The organism is Schlesneria sp. (assembly GCF_036405755.1).
In the GTDB taxonomy this organism is placed as follows: Bacteria; Planctomycetota; Planctomycetia; order Planctomycetales; family Planctomycetaceae; genus Schlesneria; species Schlesneria sphaerica.
Window position 1 is genome coordinate 1 of the sequence record NZ_DASWWZ010000556.1, and the last position, 3,426, is coordinate 3,426.

2 protein-coding genes are annotated in these 3,426 nt (G+C 56.7%); both read left to right on the top strand.

Going from position 1 to position 3,426, the window contains the following annotated elements:
• Window positions 1-1,782: vWA domain-containing protein (locus VGE80_RS18655; protein ID WP_440593710.1), on the top strand; the 1,782-nt coding region annotated here is incomplete at its 5' end.
• Window positions 1,783-1,845: 63 nt separating this feature from the next.
• Window positions 1,846-3,426: VWA domain-containing protein (locus VGE80_RS18660; protein WP_440593711.1), on the top strand; the 1,581-nt coding region annotated here is incomplete at its 3' end.

Here is a 3,426-nt window from a genome sequence, read left to right on the forward strand (position 1 = left end):
GTTCGATCTGCACGGCGTATCGTGCTGGTCGTTGATAATTCGGCCAGCATGAACGCAACGGACGTCAAACCGTCCCGTCTGAGCGAAGCTCGTCGCCACGCGCGACTGTTGGTATCAGGAATGCGGCACCGCGACGAAGTGGCGCTCGTCGCTGCGGGGACTCAACCACAGGTCATCGTCGGATTCACTGGCCGACAACGGACATTGACGGACGCGATCAATTCGCTGCCGGCGACCGACGGTCCTACGCGCGTCGCTGAATCAATTTCTCTTGCGCAACGCCTGCTTGGTGAGCGACCTGATGGAAAGCAGGCCGAAGTCATCGTCCTGACAGACGGTTGCTTCGAGGGGGCAGAAAAGCAGGTGAGTGAGCAAGCTCAGACCAACGACACATCCGAAAAGGTGACTCTCCCCGTCGCTTCGGCGAATGGGGACGCTCCTGCAGTTCAGGCCCCGACTGACATCGGCGGACCGGGAAAGCTTACCTTACAAATCATCGGCGAGCGTTCGGGCAATGTCGGTATCACCCAGTTTCAAGTTCGGCGGAGTCTGGTCGATCCCCTGGGATATGAAATTCTCGCCGAAGTCTCCAATGCGTCAGATGATCCTGTGGAGTGTCGCTTCGAGATTGATCTGCTCATTCCCGGCACGGGAACCACAGAACCGATCGATGTCGTACCCCTGAAGCTGGAGCCAGGTGCAAAATGGACCCAGGTCTTTGATAAAGCTTCTGCGAACGGCGGCCATCTGGTCGCGAACATCAAGCACGATGACGCACTGGCCGCAGACAACACTGCCTGGGCGGTCCTGCCACGTCGCGAAATTCAGTCTGTCATTCTCGTCACGACAGGCAATCTCTTTCTGCAGAAAGTCTTCGAAGCGAATCCCCTGGTCAAATTGACCGTCGTTGATCAACCCCCTGCCCGCGTCCCCCTGGAATCTGTTGTCGTCTACCACCGCGGTCTCCCTGCGACACTCCCTGCAGGAAATGTCTTTATCATCGATCCCGCAAATTCCAGTGACCTCTTTACAGTCGGCGAACAACTTGAAAGCGCGATCGTAACAAAGCAGGACAAGGACTCGCCGCTAATGGCGCACGTCAGCCTCGACAACGTCGTCATGCCCGAAGCTCGTAAAATCACGCCAACAGAACCTGAGCAAGTGCAGATTCTCGCAACAGCGATCACAGGGGACCCGCTCTTTTTTGCTATCAACCGCCCCGAAGGGAAGGTCCTGGTCCTGACAGTAAATCTCGACAAAGGGGATCTTCCGCTGAGGACCGCTTTTCCCATTTCCGTGGGGAACGCCCTGCATTGGTTCGCGGGAAACAAGAGCGACCTGCGTGAATCTCTTGCGGCAGGTTCCATCGCGACGGTAACGGCCAGCGATTTCCTGACCCCACCCAAGGGTCAGGAACTGACTCTGGTGAGCCCCACTGGTCAGAGGAAACCGCTGACCTTGAGTGCGGACAAGGCAACGGTGGGCCCACTGGATCAATGCGGAATCTGGCAAGTTTCGGATGTCGTCCCAACCTCCATGACCGCAACGACGCAAGTCGCACAAGAGGCCCCGCCGCCGCCACTGCTCGAGATCGCATGCAATCTCGCCAGCTCTGTAGAGTCTGATCTGCGTCCCTCAGAGGACCTTCTGCTGAAGAGAAACTTTCCGTCCCCGGTCCTCGCGGGACTGGGATCGCGTCCGGTCTGGTTCTGGCTGCTCTTGATCGCGCTGGCACTGACCACCATCGAATGGTGCCTCTATCAACGGCGTGTCATCAGTTAAGAACGAGAACGTCAATTGATCGTCCTCGACTGCGGGACAATCGCAATGGAAACGAGATCCCTGATGATTGATTCCTTTTCATTCGAAGTGCCTCATCCCTGGTGGCTGGCTTCGCTCATTCTGATCGTACCCCTGCTCGCCTACTACTACTGGCGTTCGCTATCTGACTTTCCCTTGCGACAACGTGTCATCTCGTTCGCCACGCGGACAGCCATCACGATCCTGCTGGCATTTGCACTTGCCGGACTGGCTCTGCTACGTCCGACTCAGCAACAGTTCGTCATTTTTGCGATCGACCAAAGCCTGAGCGTCGATTCAGCCAATGACGAGCAACTCCGTGGAGAGGGTTCGAAACCTTCTGCAAAACCTTCCCAGGTTGACGAGTATCTTGATCGCGTTTTTTCCCAATCAACCAATCCCGGCGACCATAAAGTCATGTACCTGCCGTTCGCTGCTCAAGCGGGGACGCTGACGACCGAACGACCAAAGTCTTCGACAGAACAGCCTTCAAAGTGCCCAGCAGCCGGGTCATCTGCCCCCGCACTGCCCCCTGCTCTGGATCGAAACGCCACGGACATCGCGGCTGCCATTCGATCTGCGGCGGGAGCGATGCCGCCCGACTACGTACCGAGAATTGTGCTTCTCACGGACGGCAATCAGACGGGCGGCGACGTACTTCAAGCAGCGCTCGGCACTGCTTCACTCGTCACGACGGATCGAAAAACGATGTCCGGAAACAACACACCGGGATCTGCTCGAGACGTACAACTCATTCCAATCGACACAGTTCCGTTGAAAGTACGGGATGAAAACGAAGTACAGGTCGCCGCAGTCGATGTGCCTGCTCAAGTGCGCGAAGGTGAGCCGTTCTACGTCGAAGTCGTCATCAATTCGAACCATGAAGACGAAGGGTTGGTCGAGGTCTTTCGGGGTGCCCACAAGGTGCTGAGTGAGACGCGAAAACTGAAGGCAGGCGAAAGCCGGTTTCGCTTTCAGCAGTCGATCACGGGTGAACGGCTGGCCCAGTACACCGTCAAAGTCGGCGGACTGTCACAAGATACGTTGCTCGACAACAACACCGAGTCGGGTCTGGTGTTTACCACCGGCAAACCTCGTGTCCTGCTGATTGAAAGCGAACCCAAACTGGCACAGCAACTTGTCTGGGCTCTCCAGCAGGAAGAAATCGAATGCGACGTTCGGCCTGTCGAAGGAATGCCCGAGTCACTGGCGGACCTTCAGAATTATGAACTGCTGGTCCTGTCCAACATCCCCGCTACCAGCCTGTCACAGCGGCAAATGGAACTCGCCCGGACCTATGTTCAGGATCTGGGAGGTGGCTTCATGATGCTGGGGGGCGACCAGTCGTTCGGCTTGGGAGGTTACTACAAAACAGTTCTCGAAGAGATCCTGCCCGTTCGATCCGACTTTGAAAAAGAAAAAGAGAAACCCTCCCTGGGAATGGTCCTCGTCATCGACAAATCCGGCTCAATGGGGGGAGAAAAGATCGAGATGGCCAAGGAGGCGGCCAAGAGTGCTGCCGAATTGCTGGGCCCCCGGGACCAGCTCGGGGTCATCGCCTTTGACGGAGATTTCTATTGGGTGAGTGACCTCCAATCCGCAGGTAACAAAGGCCGCATCATTGAT